The sequence below is a fragment of the Faecalibacillus sp. genome (assembly GCF_047023275.1).
In the GTDB taxonomy this organism is placed as follows: Bacteria; Bacillota_I; Bacilli_A; order Erysipelotrichales; family Coprobacillaceae; genus Faecalibacillus.
Window position 1 is genome coordinate 22,882 of sequence record NZ_JBKYAR010000002.1, and the last position, 21,612, is coordinate 44,493.

Here is a 21,612-nt window from a genome sequence, read left to right on the forward strand (position 1 = left end):
CGTTGAAATCAGTAGGCGTCTCCGGTTATCACCGTTATATGGTACAAGTATGATAGTACTTGATGAGGCTTAAAGAGTGATCTTTAGGTAAAATAAGGTGGTACCACGGGAATATAACTCGTCCTTTACAGGATGAGTTTTTTTGTTTATAAAGGAGGAAAAATAAAATGATTATTGTATTAAAACAAGAAGCTAAAAATGAAGATGTAACAAGAATTGAAAAAACAGTAGTAGAAAAAGGTTTACAAGTTCATGTCTCAAAAGGAGAAACTCAAACAATAATGGGACTTATTGGAGATACAACAAAAGTAGATCCAGAATCGATCGAAGTCGATCCAGCCGTAGAAAAGGTCATGCATGTATCAGAACCATATAAATTAGCTAATAGAGCTTTCCATCCAGAAGATTCAGTCATTGATGTTGGTGGCGTTAAAATTGGTGGTGGACATCTAGCAGTGATTGCAGGACCATGTTCAGTAGAAAGCAAGGAACAAGTCATTGAAATCGCTAAAGCAGCCAAAGCAGCAGGAGCAAATCTTTTAAGAGGTGGAGCATTCAAACCAAGAACATCACCATATGCCTTCCAAGGAATGGGATCAGCAGGATTAGATATTCTAGTAGCAGCTAAAGAAGCAACAGGACTACCAATCGTTTCAGAATTGATGGATGCAGAATACTTAGATGAATTCATTGAAAAAGTAGACTTGATTCAAATAGGAGCAAGAAACATGCAAAACTTTGATTTATTAAAGAAAGTAGGGAAAGCAACAAAGAAACCTATTTTGTTAAAAAGAGGATTGAGTGCAACATATCAAGAATGGATCATGTCAGCAGAATATATCATGGCAAGTGGAAATCCAAATGTCATCTTATGTGAAAGAGGAGTAAGAACATTTGAATCATATACAAGAAATACATTAGATTTACAAGCAATCCCAGTGATCAAAGAATTGACACACTTACCAATCATTATCGATCCAAGTCATGCCGGAGGAAAATGGTGGTTAGTGAATCCAATGGCAAAAGCAGCATTAGCAGCAGGATGTGATGGATTAATGATAGAAGTGCATAACAATCCAGAAAAAGCGTTATGTGATGGACCACAATCATTAAAACCAGCCAAATTCGAACAATTAATGAAAGAAATAAAACCAATTGCAGATGCAGTAGGTAAAGAAATATAAAAAGTACCACCATTGGTGGTACTAAGATATACGGTAATGACCGATAATATCATTTCTTTTTTCTAAAATATCTTCTTCATAAAAGCGTTGATGGGGATAAGCATGGTGAATCACAAAAGTGATTCCCTTTTTATTTCGATAATTAGAAATAATACCAATATGTTTTTTAAAAACAATAATATCGCCACCTTGCCACTTATCTAAATCATAAATATCGAGAGTTAAAGATAAGGCATGTCTTTTAAAATAAACATTTAAATTTCTTACACGTCGAAAATCAATATTTTTATCAGGATGTTCAACTTGATAACTTTGAGGATTTTCTCTAATATCTTGATCTACAAGAATTTGTAGATCATAACCAGCATTCAATAAACCAAATGCGACAACATCACTGCATACACCATAATGATCTGTTGGATAACCACCTTGATAATATTTACTTTTATATTGAGGTTTTGTTTCAATATATTTTCTAACGTTTTGTAAGATATCACTTTGATCATCAATACCATCATGATCTTGATCATTTTTACTTTTATAAGTTTCAATATTAAAATCTTTATTTGTATATTTTAGATGTGGTATTAAATTATTTTGATAAAGAAGATAAGTGATTAAAATGATAGGAACAAGTATTATAATGATTTTCTTCATTATTTACCACAACATTTTTTATATTTTTTACCACTTCCACATGGACAAGGATCATTACGACCTACTTTGATGACTTTTGTTGGTTTTCTTTTACCAAAATCATTTTGTTGTTTTTCAATTTGTGCATATTTTAAAGCTAAATCTTCTTCATTTATTGCTTTAAGAATTTCTACAACATGATGAATAATATTTTCTGTTTCAACATTATATTCAATAGATAGAGGTAGATGTTTTTGAATCATATTTTTTAATTCTTGAGGATGATTTTGTTTATAAAGACAAGTAAAATAAGCATCCATGATTTCATAATCATAAGGATAACGTTCAAGTAATTCTTGAAAATAAGAAATTCCTTTATCACTTTCTTGATGATAATAAGATAAAGCAAGGTTTTTATAAAAAGGGCAAAGATATTTATCGTCTTTAAAGAAACTGATAAAGTCTTGATGAAATTCTATACTTTCAGGATATTTCTTTTCTTGAATAAAAAGTTGACTTAATTGATTGAACTTTTCTTGAAGATGATAATTAAAACCGAAGAGTTGACCAAGTTCTAATAAACTAGGTTGGTTTTCAAGATACCCTTTAAATTCATTCCATAATTGATAAAGTTCTTTTAAATGATTTGTACTTTCTATTTTCTTTAATAATATTTCTTTTTCCATGAGGGTCACTCCTTTTTCTAATCATACCATAAAATGTCACATTTGGTAAAAACAAAACTATTGTGTATAATAGTTGTGGTGAGAAAATATGGATCAAAAACATAAATCAAATTTAATTATTACATGTTTATGCTTGATAATCGTGTTTGTTTCGTTAATTACGATGTATGATAATTATTCTTTTCATACTTATGGAACAAAAGTCTATTATGATTATTTTTTATCATTAGATCATCAAGGCAATACATTACAGGATTATGAATTGTATAAAGATCAATCTAATTATCATTGTGGAGATGGAACACTTGTTTTAGGTAAGCTTGATTCACTTGTAGATGGGCAAGATATTGAAGTGATTTTACAAATAAAATCAAAAAATAAAAAATATCAACTAAGCTATCCTTTAAAGTATTTAAATGGTGGTAGCTATGATTTAGAAAATAAAGAGGATTTAAAACAATTAAAAGATATTGATCAAGTCCGTTTATTAATTAAAGATGAAAATCAAAAAACAGTTTATCAACATGCTTTAAAATTAAAACAAGTACAAAAACTTTCATGTTCATCAAAAACATTTAAAGTAGAAAATGCTTGTGTAAGTGATGATTTTATGAGATTAGGTTATTTAACCTCTTCAGATCAAGCATTGTTAAAGAAATATCCTCATATTTCTTTAGAGTATCGTTATTTAAAAAGTAATAAATTAAATGAAAAAAATGATAAAAATTATATTGTGTTTAAAAAAATTACAGGGAAAACAAAAGAAATCGTTAATCAAAAAAATTATCAAACATATGATCATGATATTACTCAAGGATCATTAAAAAAGAAGAAGATAAGTGTTGTTATTATTTTATCAAAAGATCAAAGTGAAAAAAGTTATGTTTTTAAATTGAATTTTTCAAAGGAAAATGGTGGTTTTAATGAATAAAGAAAGATATTTAAAATTAAAAAAAGATTTTATTGTCTTATATCTTGCTAGAAATGGCATTATGACTTTTTTCATTACTCTTTGTGCTTTTGGAATAGATTTATCAAAGTATTATCAAATATCACTAACAGATACAATTCCTTATTTATTTGTTAATAATATTTTTACTTTTATGTATTTTTGTTTAGTATGGATTTTTAATTATTTATTATTTGAATTATTTAAAATCATCAGTGATTGGTATGACCAAACACATCATCAAACATTTAAGTTTATGTATCATGAACATAATTATTCTATTTCATGGGTGATGTATGTCTTGATGATTATTTTATTAGTGGTTATTCAAATAATCTCTTTACCAAAATTATTTCATTATGATGCTTATTTAATGTTTGGATTTATGGTTTTACGTTCACTTAAACAAATATATAAAAAGAGACTCTAAAAAGAGTCTACTTTAATAAATGACTAAGCTTGTCAAGTAATTCATCTTTTGAACTTAAAGAATTATAATAGGTTTCAAATAAAACCCCTAATCCTGGAAGAATAGTTTCTTCTTTAGAGGCAATACCACTTTCAATAATTTCTTTAAGCTCACTACTTGAACAATCATGTAGTCTAAAAAATATAGCTTGTCGAATATCCATTTTATCACTCCCTAAAAAGAGTGGACCAAAAAGGAGAAAATTATACATGATAGAAACCAAAACAATCATTTTAAATGAACAAGAAATTACGTATAAGATTCATTATAAAAAGATTAAGAATTGTTATTTAAGAGTAGAAAAAGGAGAAGTAGTAATTAGCTGTTCTCCTTTGTTTCCTCAAGGTGAAATAGAAAAATTAATGAGAAATCACCAAGAAGAAATACTTGAACAAATAAGAGGTTACGTGCCAAAATATAAATATCAAGATGGTGGCTATGTTTATTTGTTTAATCAGCAATATCAAATTGTTTTAAAAGATATGAATATAAAAAAATGTGCTATTCATGGACAACGAATCTATGTTTATTCTAAAAATATACAAGCAGTTATAGAACTTTTTTTAAAACAAGAATTAATGAAGTATTTAAAAGAAAAAATGAGTTTTTATTTAAGTACTAGCTTTCATCATGCTTTTCCTGAAATACAAATTAAAAAGATGAAAAGAAGATGGGGTGCTTGTTTTTATCAAAAAAATAAAGTGTGTTTTAATCTTGTTTTAGCACATGTGGATAAGAATTTGATAGATTATGTCATTGTGCATGAATTATGTCATTTTATTGAAGCTAATCATTCTAAAGCGTTTTATCAAGAAATAGAAAAAAGAATGCCAGATTATAAAGAAAGAGAAAGATTATTAAAGGATGTGGGAATATGATTACGTCAATGCAAAATAAGACTGTTAAAGAATTATTAAAATTGAAACAAAAGAAATATCGAAAAGATTATTATTTAGTGGAAACAAGACATTTAGTTGAAGAAGCTATCAAAGCAAAACAAACAGATTTAATTATTTCAACAGAACCAGTTGATTTAGGGGTAGAAAATTTAGTTGTTTCTAAGGAAATTATGGAAAAATTGGCTTTTACTAAAACACCTCAACCTATAATGGCAAGATGTTTTATTCAAAAGAATAAGAAATTAATAGATGGAAAAAGATATTTGATTTTGGATTATCTTCAAGATCCGGGGAATATTGGGACTCTTATTCGTACGGCACTTGCTTTTGGGATTGATCAAGTGATTTTATCAAATGAATGTGTAGATCTTTATAATGATAAATTATTAAGATCGATGCAGGGAGCACATTTTCATCTTTCATGTTTTTATGGTGATTTAAATGAAATTATACCTGTTTTAAAAGAAAAAGGAGTTTGTGTTGTAGGAAGTGCTTTAGAAAATGGAAAACCAATTCAACAAATTAAATGCCATGAAAAAATGGCTTATGTTTTAGGTAATGAAGGTAATGGGATGGAAAAAGAAATTATTGAAATTTGTGATCAAATTGCTTATATCCCAATTACAACCATTGAATCTTTAAATGTGGCAGTAGCAGGAAGTATTATGATGTATCATTTTCAAGGAGAATAAAAATGGATAAGATTTTATTTTTTGATATTGATGGCACTCTTGGAAAACATGGTGTCATTACAAAGTCTAATTTAAAGGCTCTTCATTTATTGAAAGAAAAAGGTTATAAAACATTTATTTGTACAGGAAGAGCTCCATTTTATGCAAGTCGTTTGTTTGGTGATTTAGTAAGTGGAATTATTAGTTGTAATGGACGTTATATTTTATATGAAGGAAAAAAACTTTATAGTAAGGCTTTTACACAAGAACAGTTAGCTTATTATACTGGTAAACTTGATCAAGGGAAACTTGGTGCAATGTTTGTTAGTGATAATAAAGCTTTAAAATATCATTTAGATAAAAAACAAGAAGTAAATTTAGAAAAGGAATATGGAATAGAGCATCTAGTAGATACTCTAGAAGGTGAGTTTTATACTTTTGATATGTTTTATCAAAATCAAGAACATTTTGAAACAATGGTTGAACTTTTTAAAAATGATTTAATTATTAATGATCATGGAGGAAGTGGCTCTTGTGATTGTTCAACAATTGAATTTGATAAAGGACATGCCATTGCTTATTTGTTAGATTATTTCCATATTGATAAAAATAATGCGTATGCTTTTGGTGATGGTTATAATGACCAAGCAATGTTTAGAGAAGTAGGACATGGTATTGCAATGGGAAACGCAGTAGATGTATTAAAAGAAAAAGCAACTTATGTGACTGATGATTTTGATCAAGAGGGAATAATCAAAGCATTGTATCACGAGGGGGTGCTTCATGAATGTACGTGTACGAAAAAATAAAATTGGATGAACATTTACCTATTAAAATATTAGATTTGTATTATGAAAGTAGTGAAGAAAATGTTGAAAAACATTGGCATAATAGTATAGAAATATTGGTTCCTATATTAGGTAAGGTAGAAATATGGGATAATGGACATATGATTAGAAGTCAAAATGTTGATGTTTATATTATTAATAGTAAAAATATTCATGGGATTTCTTTTGTAAGTGGGTATGAGGTTTATAAAGGATATGGCATTCAAATTAATTATGATTATATTAAAAGCATATTTCCTTTGATTGATCATTATGAATTTGTACAACCAGATGGAGAAGTTTCCCGGGAAATAGTACGAACAATCTATAGAATAGTCGATATTTATGATAATGATAAAGAGTATGGTCATATTGCGATTAAAGGTCTAACAGATATATTAATGTATGTACTTTTAAAAAAATTACTTGTAAGAAAAAAATATGTACTTCAAGAAAATGAAATAAATAATAATAAAATAGTGAAGATTGTTAATTATATTGATCAACATTATAAAGAGAACTTAAGTATACAAGTATTAGCTGATCATTTTTATGTTTCACAATCTTATTTATCAAGATATTTTAAACAAAATTTTGGAACAACAATTAAAGAATATATTGATAGTGTTAGATTGGAAAAAGCAATTAATGATATATTACATACTAATCTATCGATGACAGATATTGCTTATAATAATGGCTTTGCGAATCCTAAATCATTTAATAGAATTTTTAAAAGAATTTATAAAATGACACCTCATGAATATCGAAAGTTATTAAAATAGAGTTTATTTGTTCAAATAAAGACCTATTATAAAGAGTAATAAATGATATACTTTTTTTAGGGAGGAAATTCTAATGAAGAATACAAAAAGATTTTTGCTTTGTTTTGTGATGCTATTTTCACTTGCGATAGCGCCTGTCTATGCAGTAAATAGTAATCATGTACTTAATGGAACTTATTCTTTAATTGTAGATGAATATGATTGGGGAGTAGCAACACCAAGAGTAATTGTAAATGTTGATCAAGAAATAACGACAATTGATAAAGATGTTTTAAAGGTTGTAGAAACTAAAGAAAATGCTGAAGATTTTCAAAGAACAATTGTAGATGCTTATATTTCTGATCAAAATGGTCAAAAAGTAGAAGGTGCTTCAAAATATTTTACAATTGATTTAAAAGTAAGTCCAACAGAAGGGAGTCCTTTCATTTATAAAAGTTTTAATGAATGGGCAGATCCTTATTATTTAACAATTTCATTAAAAGAAAATAAAGAAATAATTGATGGTCAAAATGAATATGATACTTTAAATATTGATACAAATTATACATCTCGTTCTTTATCTGCGGGAGATCAATTTGATTATTCAGGTAGATATCAAGCAACAGATGGAACAAATTATAGTTTTGCTACATATTCACCAGCAAAAGATGATCATAAAAATGCTTTAGTTGTATGGTTAAATGGTGGAGGAGAAGGTGGTACAAATCCTCAAATAGCAGTATTGGGAAATAAAGTGACAGGTTTAATTAGTCCAGAAATTCAAGAAAAACTTGGTAATGCTTATGTTTTTGTTCCACAATGTCCAACGCTTTGGATGGATGGTTATGGTGATTTTGAATTTACTGAATCAGGATTAAAATTTACACCAAGACATACACCTTCAACATATGTAAAGAGTTTAATGGAATGTATTAAAGCGTATGTTGATAGTAATGATGATATTGATACAAGTCGTATTTATATTGGTGGATGTTCTAATGGTGGGTATATGACAATGCAAATGGTTTTATCGTATACTGATTATTTTGCTGCAGCTTTTCCAATTTGCACAGGTTTTGATGCTAGTGATTTAAGTGAAAAAGATGCTCAAAAACTTAAAGATTTTCCATTATTTATTACGTATTGTGAAAATGATGATACGTTAGATCCAAATCAATTTTCAAGACCACTTATTGAAAAATTAAAAGCCGCTAACGCTACTAATCTTCATGTCTTTTCACCAGATGATGTTCATGATACATCAGGACTTTATAATGGAGAAGATGGAAAACCATATCAATATTCAACACATTGGTCATGGATCTATGTGTTCAATGGAGAAGCCATTGAAGATGATACATCATTAGAATTATTTTCATGGTTATCAAAACAAAGCAAACAAGTAAAAAATGAAAATGTAGAAATAGCAGATAAGGTTGAAGATTCTCAAAAAACAACAGAAAAAACAGCTGTAAAAACAGGAGACAATAGTCCAATATTTACTTATATGTCATTATTAGCTGTTGCAAGCTGTGCTTATTTGCTTATTGCACATAAAGAATATGAATAATATTTAAGAGTCAAGGATTGAAAAATCTTTGACTTTTTTTTTGTAAAAAAATACATTTGGATAGAAAAAGACCGATTTTATGCATGTTTTTGACATGTATGTAAGCGCTTTATTTTATATAATGGTAGAAAAGGAGGGAATATGGATGTTTACAAAAAAGGTATTTATTAGTTCTTTAAGTATTATGTTTGCACTAAGTGGGATAAGTGTTGTACAAGCTCAAAATACTGGAGAACAAAAAACAAATTCAGATATTTCTGAACTATTAACGCTTGATGAAAATAATAGCGAATTTTTAAAAACGTTAATGAAAGATGGATATGCTGAATTAGGAAGGTACAAAGTCGAAAAAATCAAAGATAATGTTTATCATTGGGATGAAGGAACAAAGAAACTTCCTGGTGGAGCAACTGATGAAAATGGGGCAATGAATAATCCATCATCAATGTATTTTGTATTATCAGAAGATGGTGTTGTATTAGTTGACTTAGGAAATGGTTCCCAAAATGAAGAAGATATTCAAAACGCTAAAACAATTGTTGAATCTATGACAGGTGATAAACATTTATCAATTATCATTACACATAGTCATGGTGATCATACTGGTTTTGGTAGATCAAAAGAAGTTTTTAGTAATGTAACAGTAGACAATGTATATGTAAGTGATGCTGATTATGATGTTGCATTTGAAGCTATTTCTCAATTTGATGGCAAAATAACAAAAGTACATAGTGGTGAAACAGTTGATATTTATGGTGCACCTTATGAATTTAATGTTGTTAATGCACATACTGAAGGTTCATTAATGATTACTGATGAAACACATGAAGCATTATTTACAGGTGATACTTTCGGTAGTGGATTTATTTGGGCACTTTTTGAAACAAATGGTGGTAATCCACTTGCTGCATTAGATAAAGGATGTTCACTTGCTAGAAAGATTTTAAATAATAATCCATCTCTATCTATTTTAGCAGGTCATCGTTGGCAACAATTCTGGGAAGATAATGCGCAAAGACCAAATGAAATGTCAATTCAATATTTCAATGATATGGCTCAAGTTATTAGTGGTTTATTAGATGGTACAACTATTTCAAATAGTTATACAGCAGCATCTTGGGCACCAGATGCAGTTGAACTTTCAAGTAATGGTGCAAAAGCAAAAATCGATACATTACCTAAATATATTGAAGCTTATAAAAAAGCAGTTAATCAAATGCAAGAAGCTTATGTTTATAGTGGTAGTGATCAATTAAGTATTGAATCAGTAAATGCAGCTGCTGCACCTACATTTGTTGTTTATCCTGATGGTAATATGTCTGATGAAGAAGCAGAAAGATATATTGAAGCATCAGGTATTAAAGAAATTGTTAATCGTTCAGCAAGTAAAGTTTATGTAGCAAGACCAGCTAATGGTGTTGAATTTACAAGTGATGATGTTCAAGGATTTGAAGCAATCGTAGGTAAAATAGGTGTATCTAGTAACTTTAAATTAATTGGAATTGGTAATGGGGCTACATTCATTAATCAAAATTTAGCTTCTTATATGAACTTTGTTTCTGGTCTTGCATTAGTTAATCCAGAAAAAGGTATGGATGTTAATGTTTCAGTACCAACTTATTTAGTAACTGATAATGATGAAATTGTAAATACTTATGTAAAAGCAAATAGTGCAACTAAAACTGAAGATGGTTATTATGTAAATCCAGAAAGCCATTATGAAGTTGTTGCAGTTAATAAGGATACTGGTTTAGATGCAGTTTCTGCAACAAAAGATGCTTGGGAAAAAGTACTTAAGAAATTTGGTAGAATTGGAAATTATAGTGATGTTTATAAGGAAACAGCTACTTGGTATTCACGTCCTTTAATTTCAGGTAATAAAGAAGCTGATCAAGCAAGAAAATATCAATATTTTGATTCTGTAGATGCTATTGATAATATTGATCGTTATGTTAATACACAAGATTTAGATAATGATGGTATTGATTCATTATGGTATGAATATATTCCTGAACAATCAAAAGATGCTAAAGAAGGTAGTGTTCCTGCAGTTGTTTTATTCCATGGAAATACAAATGATCCAAGAACACAATATGATACATCTGGTTGGGCACAAATTGCTAGTGAAGAAGGCGTTATTCTTATTTGTCCTGAATGGCAAGGACACACTTATCAAGGATATACATATGATCCAATGACAGATGATTTAAATGCTACTGCAGATTCAGATGTTATTACAATGTTAAAACTTATTGAAGAAAAATATCCACAAATTGATCAATCAAGAGTTTATATTTCAGGATTATCAGCAGGAAGTATGAATACAACAAATGCTGGTTTATCTGATTCAAAATATTTTGCTGCAGCAGCAGGTCACTCAGGTCCATTTGGAGCAAGTGAATTAAATAAAAAAGCAGTTGCTGAAAATAAAGATAAATATGACATGCCTATTATCTACTTTACAGGTGATGGTGATGAATATTGTAAAGGTGCATTTGATACAACTGAATCAAATGGAGGATTACAAGTTGCACAACTTTATCAAGAATTAAATGATATGGAAGTAACACAACTTGAAGATGTTTTAGAAGCAGATGCTTATTTATATGGAGTTCCTTGGACAAAACGTTATACAATTGAACCTACAGCTGAAAATATTGCTAAAATTGATGTAGGAGCAATGGAAAATGCTAAAGGTGTAGAAATTAGCATGGCTCGTATTTATGGATGGGGACATTGGAACTATACTCCTGATGCTAAATTGATGTGGGAATTCATGAGTAAATATGCTCGTGATGTTAATACTGGTGAAACAATTCGTTTAGATAAACAAACACCAGAAACACCAACTAACCCAGATCAAAAACCATCAGATTCTAATGAACCAACAAAAACACCAGCTAAAAACGATACAGTGACTTCTACAACTACAAACGTTAAAACAGGTGATTCAACACAAGTAATGCCATTGGTTGTCTTTGCATGCTTGTCTGCATTGGCTTTTATCCTTGTAGTAAAAAAGAGTAAAAAAAATAATTAAATGATTTAAAAATGTTAAGGGGAATAAAAGTGGGATGAATGTTCATCCCACTTTTTATGCAAAAAATATTATAGATTATTTTTTAGATGATTTTTTCTTATAAACAACAATACCAATAATAACAACAACACTGACAATAAGGAGTGAAACATAAGGAGTAATATTTGTGTTATCTCCTGTTTTTACAGCTGTTGAAGATGTTTGTTTTACAGTTGTTTTGTTATTTGTATCATTTTTAACAGTTTCAGTTTTATCTGTTTTATCAGGATTTATTGGAGTTGGTGCTTCTAAAATATGAACAGGTACATAAACTGTTTTAAATGAACTCAATTCTTCTCCTTTAGAAAAACTAAAAACCATTTCAATTTGTTCGATCTGAGACCAATTAAATGTTTGATTATCAGGACTAATAAGTGTTTTTATATTTTTTAATTCGTTATTACTAATAGTGATAGTCCCGTTTCCATTATCATCAAGTGCCTTGTAAGGTTCAACATAAATAGATCCTATAGAAGATCCTTCACTATAAATATACATTTCTAATAGTTCAACTTTTGTATCTTTTGCTTGAACATTAAAAACAATATCATTTTCTCCATCCCATGTAGATGATACCAATGTTAATGATGGTGTTTCTGTTAAAGTCTCATTACTTTCTTCAATTTGATTTTCATTTTGTACTTCTTCTAATGCATGAATATTTGTTGTAAAAAACATTGAGGCTGTCAATGAAAATGACAACAAGGATGCTAAAAATAATTTTTTCTTTTTCATAAATATCTCCTTTCTTTTTAAAAGGTAGTGTCAAAAATCTATATTAAATAGCGTAAATACACTACCCTCCAATTTATCTATATAAACAGTAAAATGATTACTGAGTATATCTTAGTAATCATCTTTTTTTCGTTTTATACTAAAAAAGATGAAATTCCTATGTTATACTTTTTTGCGCTAACAATAATCTAACGAAAGGATATTTCATCATGCAAAGTATAACACATTTAATTGATTCTATTGAATCTTTTTCTAAACAAAATTTTAAATTCTCTCAATATTTTCAGCCTCTGAACATCTTAAACAGGATTTCTGACTCTATTTCTGATCATTTGAACAATATTGATTTTATCTATCATCTTGATGAGGCCTCTAAACATATTGACTGGCTCAACAGGTTCTTTGAAGACAATATCAATCCTGTTACAAAAAAAGAAATCTCTCATCTTAAATCTTCTAAAAACAAAGATGTCCAAATCCCCTATGCTGATTTCAAGGTCGATGAACCTCCTCTATTCAAAAATGAACTGGTTGAACAGCTTTCTTTTGAAGACATCATCAACAAAAAGAATATTGGTCCTATCAGGCGAAGAAATCCTGAATCTTTTGCATTTGACGGTGTATGCCCTTATTGTGGTGCTCCTAAAGAATATATTTATGACAATAATAAAGGCAAAGGTCAATATCAATGCAAGGCTTGCAAGAATACTTTTACCGTTAAAACGACTATCAAAGATGAGATTGGTATCTACTGTCCTCACTGCAAACGTAAGCTTGTTTTACATCATGATCGCAATGGCTATTTTGTTTACGTCTGCATGAATCAGGACTGTTCCTATTACAAACATAATAAAGAAGTTTTAGACAGTGATGACAGGGATTCTCTTATTACCTCCAGTAATCAGTATCGTCTTAGATATCACTATCGCGAATTCAAATTTGATATGAAATCTCTTAAAAAGGTATCTCAGTCTTTAAATACAGGATTTAATATTTCCAGAATCCATTTTGATCATAAAGTCCTTGGTCTTATTTTGACGTATTACGTCAATTATGGTCTTGGTGCCAGAAAAACTGCTCTCATCATGAAACAAATTCATGGTGTGCGTATTTCTCACCAGACCGTCATCAACTATGCCAATGGTGTATCATCTCTTGTAAAAGATATGGTTGATCATTATCCTTATAAGATTGGTTCACTTCTTGCAGGGGATGAAACTTACATCAAAGTCAGGGGTAAAAATCAGTATGTTTTCTTTTGGTCAGATCCTCATTCCAAAATTATTACATCCCATACGATTTATCCAACTCGTGATACTGAATGTGCCTGTAGATCCATCTATGACTGTTTGAAACATTACAATGGTAATATTCCTGAAAACCTTACTCTTATTACAGATGGCAACCCCATCTATAATGCCACTCAGGTCTTTTTTGATATCAATGATATCAAGTTTGATCTTCATCAAGTCATCGGTGTTAAAAATAAAGATGAGACATCTAAAAAATATAGACCTTTCAAGCAGATTGAAGAAAGGCTCAATCGTACATATAAGCAGAATTATTATGGAACTAATGGTTATGACAAAATCGAAGGTGCCAACAGCTACATGATTCTTTTTGTATGCTTTTTTAACTTTCTAAGACCACATTCATCATTAGGATTTAAAACACCCGTCACAGGATTATTTGATAATGATATGCTTATGCCTGATCAATGGCTTAAACTTATTGAAATATCACATCATTATCATCCGACAAATACAGCCAACTGATCATTTCTCTAAGATATGTTCCTAGAGACGATACCCTCATTGCGCCTTTTTCAGTCTTTTTTTATTACTTTTTATAATCCAATGATTTAGAAAATTCTGAAATATTAAGTTTTATAACTTTTTGAATGATTTCACATCGTTCATTGAGTCCTAAAACCTATGATTTTATATAGTTTTCATAAACTTTAGACTCTACCTTTTAAAATGTTTCAATCTAAAGGAATCTTATTTAAGATCAATTAGAATGAAAACTATCTTTAATTTAATTATCTTCCTTTGCTTAAGGGGTGTCAATGAGATTGTTACTATGATTTTGTTTTAAGTTGGGGTTGTTTTCATCATAAATTTTGATATAATAATGGGGTATATAAATCGTTGATATGGATTAGTAAATAAAGGATGCTGTTTTAGAGAGGGAGAGAAGCTGGAAACTCCTACAGATAGTTTATTGAATTCACCATGGAGAGCACCTAATCAGTGACGTGAGACTGCGTTAATGTTTAATTAAGAGCATGTTTTAAACATGAATTAGGATGGTACCGCGATCAACTCGTTCCTAGAGGAATGAGTTTTTTTATATTTAAGGAGGAAATAAAGTGGAAAATGAATTATTAAAAATTAAAGATGAAGCTTTAGAAAAAATTGAAGCTTGTACATCTTTAAAAGAATTAAATGATATTCGTGTTCTTTATTTAGGGAAAAAAGGTCCTATTCAAGAAGCAATGAAATCAATGAAAAACATGGACCCAGATCAAAGAAAAACATTTGGTCAAACAAGTAATAAAGTAAAACAAGAATTATCAAAAGCTGTTGAAGATAAAAAAGAAGTTTTAGAACATCAAGCAATTATTGATAAAATCAATAGTGAAACAATTGATTTATCTTTACCAAGTTATAAATTAGATCAAGGAACAATGCATCCTTTATCAATTATTGTTTCTCAATTAGAAGAATTATTCTTAGGAATGGGATATCAAATTGCAGAAGGTCCAGAAGTAGAAAGTGATTATTTTAATTTTGAATTAATGAATTTACCAAAAGGACATCCTGCTAGAGATATGCAAGATACTTTCTATATTGATGAAAATACTTTAATGAGAACTCATACTTCTCCAGTACAAGCACATACATTACTTGCTGCTAAAGGGAAAGGACCTATTAAAGTTATTTGTCCTGGTAAAACATATCGTAGAGATGATGATGATGCAACTCACTCACATCAATTTATGCAATGTGAAGGTTTAGTTGTTGATAAAAATATTACTTTAGCAGATTTAAAAGGAACATTAGAAGTCTTCGCAAGAAAATTCTTTGGGGAAAAGCGTGAAATTAGATTACGTCCATCATATTTCCCATTTACTGAACCATCAGTAGAAGTAGACATTTCTTGTCATCATTGTGGTGGTAAAGGATGTGCAATGTGTAAAGGAACTGGATGGATTGAAATTTTAGGTGCTGGTATGGTTAACCCTAAAGTTTTAGATATGTGTGGTTTTGATAGTAAAGTATATCAAGGTTTTGCATTTGGAATTGGAATCGAACGTGTTGCAATGTTGAAATACGGTATTGATAATATTCGTGATTTCTATAATGATGATTTAAGATTCTTAAACCAATTCCAAAGAGAGGAGTAAGAAAATGGAAGTCAGTTTAAATTTATTAAATAAATATGTTAAAATAGATGATCAAGATCCAAAAGAACTTGCTGATAAAATTACTTCAATTGGTTTAGAAGTAGAAGGAATGCATGCATTAGCAAACGGAAGTAACATGACAATTGGTTATGTTAAAGAATGTGTTGATCATCCAGATAGTGATCATTTACATGTATGTCAAGTAGAAGTAAGACCTGGAGAAGTGACTCAAATTGTTTGTGGAGCACCAAATGTAGCTGCTGGACAAAAAGTTATTGTTGCTAATCCTGGATGTGATTTAGGAGAAGGTTTTGTTATTAAACAAAGTACGATTCGTGGTCAAGAATCAAATGGTATGATTTGTTCAATTGCTGAACTTGGTTTAGACCAACGTTTATTATCTCCTGAAGATAAAGAAGGAATTCATGTTTTAGATGAAAATGCTCCTGTAGGTGCAGATCCTCTAGAATATTTAGGATTAAAAGATACAATTTTAGATATTGGATTAACACCAAATAGAGCAGATTGTATGGCTTTAACTTCACTTGCTTATGAAGTAGCTGCAGTTTTAAAAAGAGATGTTAACTTACCAGAAATTAAAGAAAAAGGAATTGCTGGAAGTGATATTGAAGTGAAGGTTGAAACTGAATTATGTCCATTCTTTGGAGCAAAACTTGTAAAAGGTGTTACTACAAAAGAATCACCTGCTTGGTTAAAAACAGCTTTACTTGCTTCAGGTATTAAACCAATTAACAATATTGTAGACATTTCTAACTACGTGATGTTAGAAACAGGTCAACCAATTCATATGTATGATTATGATAAATTAGCTAAAAAAGAATTTGTAGTAAAAACAGGATTTGATGAAAAAGCTATTTTATTAGATGGTGAAGAATATAAATTAGAACCTAATGATATCATTGTTTCAACAGATAATGGTGTTGGTTGTGTTGCTGGTGTCATGGGAGCTGATAGTACTAAGATTGATGAAAATACTCAAAATATCGTCATCGAAGTTGCTACATTTGATGGACCAAGTTTAAGAGAAACAGCAAGACGATTAAATTTATTAACAGATGCTTCTCAACATTATATTAAAGGTGCTTTAAATACAGCTAATTCTTTAAATATTTTAGAAAGATGTGCTAATTTATTAGAAGAACTTTCAGATGCTAAAGAAATCTATGAAACAGTTTCAACAACTTTATATATTGAAGATAAATATGTTTCAGTTTCTACACAACAAGTTAATGGATTACTTGGAACAAATATTCAAACAAATGAAATTGCAGAAATTTTTGATTCATTAAAATTCAAATATGAATTAAAAGAAGATACATTTAATGTAAAAATTCCAACATATCGTAATGATATTACAATGGCAGCTGACTTAATTGAAGAAGTTGTTCGTATGTATGGTTTTGATAACATTCCATCAACATTACCAGAAATGTCAATGACAATTGGAAAAAGAACTGAAATTCAAGAAAAGAAACATATGATGAAAGTTTTATTAAAAGACTTAGGATTACATGAAACATTAACATATTCATTAACATCACCATCACTTGTTCATGATTTCAATATTTTCCATGATCAAGAACCAGTTAAACTTGCAATGCCATTAGGTGAAGAAAGATCAGTGACAAGACAATCTATCATTGGTTCATTATTACAAGTCATTAATTATAACCAATCAAGAAATATGAAAGATGTTCATTTATATGAATTATCAACAACTTATTCAAAAGGTGTTGAATTACAAAATCTTGCAATTGCATGTACTGGTGAATACCATGGATTACCATTTAAACAAATTTCATACAAAGCAGATTACTATTTAGTAAAAGGATTTGTAGAAACAATTTTTGAAAGATTAGGAATCAATGAATCTCGTTATCGTCTAGAACGCGTAGAAAGTGATAATCAATCATTCCATCCTGGACGTAGTGCATATATTAAAGTACAAAATGAAATTGTAGGGGTCGTAGGACAAATCCATCCATTAATGGAAAAGAAATATGATGTTAAAGATGTTTATGTTGTTGAATTAAACTTATCTGCTTTATTAAATATCAAAACAGGTAAAGTGAAATATCAACCAATTCCACAATATCCATCTGTATCAAGAGATATTGCTTTAGTAATGGATGAATCAGTTCCAGCAAATGATGTATGTCAAAAAATTATTAAATCAAGTAATAAACTTGTTAAAGCAGCCAATATCTTTGATGTTTATGTAGGTGAACATGTAGATGCTGGTAAAAAATCAGTAGCGATTAATTTAACTTTCCAAGATGAAAAGAAAACATTACAAGAAAAAGAAATTAATGCTGCTATGGAAAAAATCTTAAAAGCAGTTGAAAAAGATTTTGGAGCAGTACTTAGAGGATAATTAGAAAAAGAGGTGCGACGGCACCTCTTTTTTACTTCAAAGTTAAAAGAAAAGTTTTCTAATTTGACGATAATATTGTCTACCTGCATTAAGATCACTTGGTGTTGAAGAAAATGTCATTGTATAACGTGAATCATTAAAGAAAGTGGTTGTTGGATGTTTTCCAGTATGACTTAATACAATTCCATAATGACTTAAAGTATCGATAGATTTTTTTGAAAGACCTTCGTTGACTAATAAATTAAAGATATCAGTTAAATATTTATTTCGATATCCAATAGGAGGGTTTTGTTTAAGAATTGTATGAATGATTTGTTGTTGTTTTTGATTATGATTATTTTTAAGTTCTTCTTTTAAAAGATATAGAAGAAGATCTTTTTGTTCACCTTCATAAAATTCTTTCTCATTTCCCTTTAAGATTAAAGGATAACATCCTTGTTGTTTAATATAGTTTTCTAATTCTTCATTTTGACTTTCTAAAACCAATATTTGATTATCTAAATTTTCAATATATTTTTGTAAATTCTTTTTCTTATCTTCTAAAGCAGATACTTGTTGTTCAATAGAAGAAGTTTCTTGAAAATCATTTTCTTTATGATTTTCAATTATTTTTTTAATAATATGATGTTGAAAATCTTTCATATTATAAGGAAAAGAATATGTACGTTGTGAAATATAACTTTGAATTTTTATGATTACTTTTTCTATGAATTCTTGAGAAGATTCATTTTTTAAAAAAGAAATCTTTTGTGATTCATGATTTAAATAAAGAATATAGCTATTATTTCTTAAATGAAAATATTCTTGAAATGCTTGATGAAAATTTTCATTTTCACTTGTAAGAATATAAGCAGTTGATTGAATTTCAGGTAAAATATCATTTTTTAAATCTTTTAAAGATGTATTTAAATAAATAATTGGAAGAACAGTTTTGTTTTCTATAAATTCAATAACTTGATTTAAATCATCAATATCTTTAATATTTGGTTGTGTGTATGAAAACTCATCATTATTTAAGAAATGATGATGGTCAAGATAAGTCATTAAATCTATCATTTGATGATGATTATTGATAGAAATATATATGTTTTGTTGAGTTTCATTAAAAATATATTCGTAATCATTTTTTTGATAATGAATACAAAAAGCTATAGTTGATTCATCATGATAAATTGTACAATTTTCTAAATGAATCATAGATGAATCTAATGAAAAATCATTTAAATGAAATAGTTCTTGAATGATTTTTGTAAATTGAATGATTGTTAGTTTTTTTACAGCAATCAAAGTTGATAAATGCTTCATAGTTGATGTTTCCTTTCAATAGCTTCTAAAAGATCTCTTTTACGATAAGTATCATCAGGAGATAAATTCATTAAAGTTTTACGAATAACTGAAAAAATAAAGTCTTGATATTCTTTATAATTATCTTGATGAATTGAAATCAATGGAGATTCATCATATTGTTTTAATAGATGATTGTATTCTTGATTTATGTTTGTAAGCTTTTCAAGAATATCTTTTTTATCTTGATATTCTTTTTGTAAATCAATTATTTCTTTTTCAATATTCTTTATTTCATCTAAGAATAATTCTTGAACTTCTACAGAGGACATAGCATCATCTTGATAAGATTGTAAGAGTTCAGATTGTTGAAGTTCTGAAAAAGAATAAAATTCATTTTCTTGTAACATATAATAACGAATATGTTGAATAAGTGTTTGTAGAAAAGATTTTTCATAAAATAGTTTTTCTTTTTCATGATTTGGATAAATAATTTGGATATAATCTATTTCTTTATTTGTTGGAATGACAATAATATGGCACATTCCATAGAGTTCTTGATTTAAAATAAAGGGATTAACAAGACATTTTTTGTTTTTATATAAAATCATTATGGGTAAATGATATGATTTTTTTAATAGTTGATTGACTGTTTTTTCATTAATAAAATGAGGTGTTGGTTGTATTGATAAGTCTTGATCTTTTTGAATATAATTACTTTCTAAAATCATTGGAAATATTTTAGGAATTGAGATTTTAGAAATATATTTTGATTCATTTGATATTTCTTTATAAAATGAAAGTTCAAGAACTTTTTGTTGATAATGATAGAGTATTTCGATTGTAAATTGATTCTTTTTGTAATTATGATCAGTAATAAATTGAATACCTAAGATATTTTTAGTATTAAGCCTAACTCAAGATAAATGTTGGTAATGACACCTAATAATGTCAGTCTAACTTTCATAATTGGAAGCTTAACTTTTTGATTTGTTTTATCATATAGTCAAGAGGTGGAAAGCTATGGAAGATAAAATGTTTAATGATATTATTGATTCAATTATCAATAACGCAAGTGATGATGAAATTGAAATTATTAGGGAAAAACTCAATAATCATTTAATCAATCATATTTATGATACAAATATCCATGAAGAACTATCAAACAACTATGATAGTTCTTTTTGTCCTCATTGCCAAAATAAACATATCATTAAATATGGTAAGGATAATAAGGGAAATCAAAGATATTTATGTAAAGAATGTTTAAAAACATTTTCTTCTATTACCGGTTCATTGCTTTCATATACTAAAAAACAACCTTATCAATGGTTTGAATATATTCAATCTTTATTTAATGGCGATACTCTTGCTCGTTCTGCTGCTATAGTTGGAATAAGTGAACAAACTTCTCTTGTTTGGAGACATAAAATATTAAGTATTCTTGCCACTTTAACTGATGATGATCCTGTTTTAAGTGATACTGTTTATTTGGATGAAAAATTAAATGTCGTTTCACATCCTGGTAAACACATTGAAAATAAAGAAAAAGTCAAAAGAGGAATGAGCCATCAAAAAAGAAATATCGTATGTGCCATAGACCAACATAACAATAAAGTTATACAAGTATCTGAAACAGGAAGAATCCATTCTAAAGAGCTTTATAAAATATATAAAGACAAGATTCCAAGTACATGTCAGGTTGTAAGTGATAGCTTGAGATCATATCATAAACTGATGAAAGATTTAAAAGTTAAATGGGTCAAGATACCATCAGGTAAAAAAGAAAAAGACGGTTATACTCTTAAAAAGATAAACGATTTACATTCATCAATAGATTTATTCCTTTATAAATATCGAGGAATATCAGATAAATATTTAAGAAATTATATGGGACTTTATAAATATAAAGATCAACATAATAAATATTATCAAAAGAAGGTATTTCTTCACATATTTAAAGAAATCATCAATAGTTTATGTGCGTTGAAATTCAGTGATTTTAAATATGATTCTAAATTTTTCGCTATTTGATTAGTTTTCCAAGAAATACTT

19 protein-coding genes and 2 other annotated features (1 of these 21 only partly in view) are annotated in these 21,612 nt (G+C 28.6%); of the genes, 13 read left to right on the plus strand and 6 right to left on the minus strand.

The annotated features are described in order from the left end of the window. Positions 1-129 (plus strand) — a binding site (T-box leader) (it extends 104 nt beyond the left edge of the window). Between the two features lie 38 nt (positions 130-167). Further along, complete coding sequence (gene aroF, locus ACLVEP_RS01030) at positions 168-1,184, plus strand: 3-deoxy-7-phosphoheptulonate synthase (protein ID WP_412582227.1); 1,017 nt, start codon at positions 168-170, stop codon at positions 1,182-1,184. 21 nt (positions 1,185-1,205) lie between these two features. On the opposite strand, the gene ACLVEP_RS01035 is transcribed toward aroF, so the two are convergent. Both ACLVEP_RS01035 and ACLVEP_RS01040 read right to left on the minus strand, forming a co-directional pair. Then, complete coding sequence (locus tag ACLVEP_RS01035; RefSeq protein ID WP_412582229.1) at positions 1,206-1,841, minus strand: DUF1287 domain-containing protein; 636 nt, start codon at positions 1,839-1,841, stop codon at positions 1,206-1,208. After that, positions 1,841-2,506 (minus strand): SEC-C metal-binding domain-containing protein, encoded by a 666-nt coding sequence (locus tag ACLVEP_RS01040; RefSeq protein WP_317999795.1) that lies wholly within the window; start codon positions 2,504-2,506, stop codon positions 1,841-1,843. Before ACLVEP_RS01040 ends, ACLVEP_RS01035 begins: the two co-directional genes overlap by 1 nt. Before the next feature lie 88 nt (positions 2,507-2,594). On the opposite strand from ACLVEP_RS01040, the gene ACLVEP_RS01045 reads away from it, so the two are divergent. Continuing rightward, a complete protein-coding gene (locus ACLVEP_RS01045; protein WP_412582231.1) occupies positions 2,595-3,437 on the plus strand; it encodes a hypothetical protein in 843 nt (280 codons plus the stop codon). Continuing rightward, positions 3,430-3,885 carry a hypothetical protein gene (locus ACLVEP_RS01050; RefSeq protein ID WP_317999793.1) on the plus strand — a complete coding sequence of 152 codons (456 nt, stop codon included), beginning with the start codon at positions 3,430-3,432 and terminating at the stop codon, positions 3,883-3,885. Before ACLVEP_RS01045 ends, ACLVEP_RS01050 begins: the two co-directional genes overlap by 8 nt. A gap of 7 nt (positions 3,886-3,892) precedes the next feature. On the opposite strand, the gene sspI is transcribed toward ACLVEP_RS01050, so the two are convergent. Beyond that, positions 3,893-4,087 (minus strand): small acid-soluble spore protein SspI, encoded by a 195-nt coding sequence (gene sspI / locus ACLVEP_RS01055; RefSeq protein WP_412582233.1) that lies wholly within the window; start codon positions 4,085-4,087, stop codon positions 3,893-3,895. Between the two features lie 46 nt (positions 4,088-4,133). Between sspI and ACLVEP_RS01060 the strand changes: the two genes are divergently transcribed. From ACLVEP_RS01060 to ACLVEP_RS01085, 6 genes are all read left to right on the plus strand, one after another. Then, positions 4,134-4,802 (plus strand): M48 family metallopeptidase, encoded by a 669-nt coding sequence (locus tag ACLVEP_RS01060; protein ID WP_412582235.1) that lies wholly within the window; start codon positions 4,134-4,136, stop codon positions 4,800-4,802. Further along, entirely contained in the window at positions 4,799-5,515 is a 717-nt protein-coding gene (locus tag ACLVEP_RS01065) for a TrmH family RNA methyltransferase (protein WP_412582236.1), read from the plus strand. The genes ACLVEP_RS01060 and ACLVEP_RS01065 overlap by 4 nt, the downstream gene beginning before the upstream one ends. Before the next feature lie 2 nt (positions 5,516-5,517). After that, positions 5,518-6,303: an HAD family hydrolase gene (locus tag ACLVEP_RS01070; RefSeq protein ID WP_412582238.1), complete on the plus strand. Its 786-nt coding sequence runs from the start codon at positions 5,518-5,520 to the stop codon at positions 6,301-6,303. Continuing rightward, entirely contained in the window at positions 6,282-7,106 is an 825-nt protein-coding gene (locus tag ACLVEP_RS01075; RefSeq protein WP_412582239.1) for a helix-turn-helix transcriptional regulator, read from the plus strand. Before ACLVEP_RS01070 ends, ACLVEP_RS01075 begins: the two co-directional genes overlap by 22 nt. Before the next feature lie 73 nt (positions 7,107-7,179). Beyond that, entirely contained in the window at positions 7,180-8,655 is a 1,476-nt protein-coding gene (locus ACLVEP_RS01080) for a prolyl oligopeptidase family serine peptidase (RefSeq protein WP_107030597.1), read from the plus strand. 145 nt (positions 8,656-8,800) lie between these two features. Further along, positions 8,801-11,695, plus strand: a complete 2,895-nt coding sequence (locus tag ACLVEP_RS01085) for an MBL fold metallo-hydrolase (RefSeq protein WP_412582240.1) — start codon at positions 8,801-8,803, stop codon at positions 11,693-11,695. A 75-nt stretch (positions 11,696-11,770) separates the two neighbouring features. On the opposite strand, the gene ACLVEP_RS01090 is transcribed toward ACLVEP_RS01085, so the two are convergent. Further along, the gene (locus ACLVEP_RS01090; RefSeq protein WP_412582241.1) at positions 11,771-12,469 is read right to left on the minus strand and encodes a hypothetical protein; all 699 of its coding nucleotides are present in this window, start codon (positions 12,467-12,469) and stop codon (positions 11,771-11,773) included. A gap of 209 nt (positions 12,470-12,678) precedes the next feature. Between ACLVEP_RS01090 and ACLVEP_RS01095 the strand changes: the two genes are divergently transcribed. The 3 genes from ACLVEP_RS01095 (at position 12,679) to pheT (ending at position 18,273) form a co-directional block, all read left to right on the plus strand. Next, the gene (locus ACLVEP_RS01095; protein ID WP_412582242.1) at positions 12,679-14,244 is read left to right on the plus strand and encodes a DDE-type integrase/transposase/recombinase; all 1,566 of its coding nucleotides are present in this window, start codon (positions 12,679-12,681) and stop codon (positions 14,242-14,244) included. A gap of 366 nt (positions 14,245-14,610) precedes the next feature. After that, positions 14,611-14,805, plus strand: a binding site (T-box leader). A gap of 35 nt (positions 14,806-14,840) precedes the next feature. Then, positions 14,841-15,878: a phenylalanine--tRNA ligase subunit alpha gene (gene pheS / locus ACLVEP_RS01100; RefSeq protein WP_119362903.1), complete on the plus strand. Its 1,038-nt coding sequence runs from the start codon at positions 14,841-14,843 to the stop codon at positions 15,876-15,878. A 4-nt stretch (positions 15,879-15,882) separates the two neighbouring features. Beyond that, on the plus strand, positions 15,883-18,273 hold the full coding sequence (pheT, locus tag ACLVEP_RS01105) for a phenylalanine--tRNA ligase subunit beta (RefSeq protein WP_412582244.1): 2,391 nt from the start codon (positions 15,883-15,885) through the stop codon (positions 18,271-18,273). 42 nt (positions 18,274-18,315) lie between these two features. On the opposite strand, the gene ACLVEP_RS01110 is transcribed toward pheT, so the two are convergent. Together ACLVEP_RS01110 and ACLVEP_RS01115 are read right to left on the minus strand one after the other, a co-directional pair. Next, positions 18,316-19,578: a hypothetical protein gene (locus ACLVEP_RS01110; RefSeq protein ID WP_412582245.1), complete on the minus strand. Its 1,263-nt coding sequence runs from the start codon at positions 19,576-19,578 to the stop codon at positions 18,316-18,318. Next, the gene (locus tag ACLVEP_RS01115; RefSeq protein WP_412582247.1) at positions 19,575-20,288 is read right to left on the minus strand and encodes a hypothetical protein; all 714 of its coding nucleotides are present in this window, start codon (positions 20,286-20,288) and stop codon (positions 19,575-19,577) included. Before ACLVEP_RS01115 ends, ACLVEP_RS01110 begins: the two co-directional genes overlap by 4 nt. Before the next feature lie 292 nt (positions 20,289-20,580). Between ACLVEP_RS01115 and ACLVEP_RS01120 the strand changes: the two genes are divergently transcribed. Beyond that, complete coding sequence (locus ACLVEP_RS01120) at positions 20,581-21,591, plus strand: IS1595 family transposase (RefSeq protein WP_412582248.1); 1,011 nt, start codon at positions 20,581-20,583, stop codon at positions 21,589-21,591. Positions 21,592-21,612 lie beyond the last annotated feature (21 nt).

Coding starts and splice junctions, on each gene's coding strand:
- aroF (WP_412582227.1), top strand. CDS start 168: ATGATTATTGTATTAAAACAAGAAGCTAAAAATGAAGATGTAACAAGA.
- ACLVEP_RS01035 (WP_412582229.1), bottom strand. CDS start 1,841: ATGAAGAAAATCATTATAATACTTGTTCCTATCATTTTAATCACTTAT.
- ACLVEP_RS01040 (WP_317999795.1), bottom strand. CDS start 2,506: ATGGAAAAAGAAATATTATTAAAGAAAATAGAAAGTACAAATCATTTA.
- ACLVEP_RS01045 (WP_412582231.1), top strand. CDS start 2,595: ATGGATCAAAAACATAAATCAAATTTAATTATTACATGTTTATGCTTG.
- ACLVEP_RS01050 (WP_317999793.1), top strand. CDS start 3,430: ATGAATAAAGAAAGATATTTAAAATTAAAAAAAGATTTTATTGTCTTA.
- sspI (WP_412582233.1), bottom strand. CDS start 4,087: ATGGATATTCGACAAGCTATATTTTTTAGACTACATGATTGTTCAAGT.
- ACLVEP_RS01060 (WP_412582235.1), top strand. CDS start 4,134: ATGATAGAAACCAAAACAATCATTTTAAATGAACAAGAAATTACGTAT.
- ACLVEP_RS01065 (WP_412582236.1), top strand. CDS start 4,799: ATGATTACGTCAATGCAAAATAAGACTGTTAAAGAATTATTAAAATTG.
- ACLVEP_RS01070 (WP_412582238.1), top strand. CDS start 5,518: ATGGATAAGATTTTATTTTTTGATATTGATGGCACTCTTGGAAAACAT.
- ACLVEP_RS01075 (WP_412582239.1), top strand. CDS start 6,282: ATGTACGTGTACGAAAAAATAAAATTGGATGAACATTTACCTATTAAA.
- ACLVEP_RS01080 (WP_107030597.1), top strand. CDS start 7,180: ATGAAGAATACAAAAAGATTTTTGCTTTGTTTTGTGATGCTATTTTCA.
- ACLVEP_RS01085 (WP_412582240.1), top strand. CDS start 8,801: ATGTTTACAAAAAAGGTATTTATTAGTTCTTTAAGTATTATGTTTGCA.
- ACLVEP_RS01090 (WP_412582241.1), bottom strand. CDS start 12,469: ATGAAAAAGAAAAAATTATTTTTAGCATCCTTGTTGTCATTTTCATTG.
- ACLVEP_RS01095 (WP_412582242.1), top strand. CDS start 12,679: ATGCAAAGTATAACACATTTAATTGATTCTATTGAATCTTTTTCTAAA.
- pheT (WP_412582244.1), top strand. CDS start 15,883: ATGGAAGTCAGTTTAAATTTATTAAATAAATATGTTAAAATAGATGAT.
- ACLVEP_RS01110 (WP_412582245.1), bottom strand. CDS start 19,578: ATGAAGCATTTATCAACTTTGATTGCTGTAAAAAAACTAACAATCATT.
- ACLVEP_RS01115 (WP_412582247.1), bottom strand. CDS start 20,288: ATGATTTTAGAAAGTAATTATATTCAAAAAGATCAAGACTTATCAATA.
- ACLVEP_RS01120 (WP_412582248.1), top strand. CDS start 20,581: ATGGAAGATAAAATGTTTAATGATATTATTGATTCAATTATCAATAAC.